We start from the raw sequence: 518 nt of genomic DNA on the forward strand, positions 1-518 counted from the left end.
GATGCTCACCAGTTGCGGGGTGAGCCTGACTGTTACTGATTCTCCTACCAGCTGAAATGGCACTGAGTAGTACTGGTAGTCACAGGTGATGTGCCAGTTGCGATCGACTTTGCACCGTTTGTAGGACACTTCTGTAAACGGGGTTGGCGGCAGATCGCGCATCACCGGTGCCTCTTCTTGGTTAAAGCGCATGCGCCGTGTTGTGCCATCAGCACGCAGCATGATGCTGTTGATGTCTTCAAGACGCTCAGTGATCGCTTCATTGAGTTCATCGAGGCTATAGAAGACCTCGTCGCTGAAGTATCCGAGTATTTTGGTGTAGGCGATTTTCACTGCACGTTCTACTGCCGCTTTGTCGCGGGGCCTGCCAGGCCTTGTCGGCACAATCGTGACCCCGTAGTAGTCGGCAAACGCTGCGTAGCGGTCAGTGACCATCCGGTAGCCTGCATGTTTCTTCGGCCGGTATGTTGCCGTAGAAGCATTATCCGGCGGTCAAGTCCCGTGAAGTGGTGTAGCCG

The 518-nt window shown here is 54.6% G+C and carries 1 protein-coding gene; it reads right to left on the minus strand.

What is annotated here, in order from left to right; all coding sequences use genetic code 11:
- A partial coding sequence (locus HMPREF3171_RS05680) for a Mu transposase domain-containing protein (RefSeq protein WP_441294362.1) occupies nucleotides 1–435 on the minus strand: 435 nt, incomplete at its 3' end.
- Between the last annotated feature and the right edge of the window lie 83 nt (nucleotides 436–518).

Source organism: Corynebacterium sp. HMSC08F01, from assembly GCF_001807545.1.
Classification (GTDB): Bacteria; Actinomycetota; Actinomycetes; order Mycobacteriales; family Mycobacteriaceae; genus Corynebacterium; species Corynebacterium coyleae.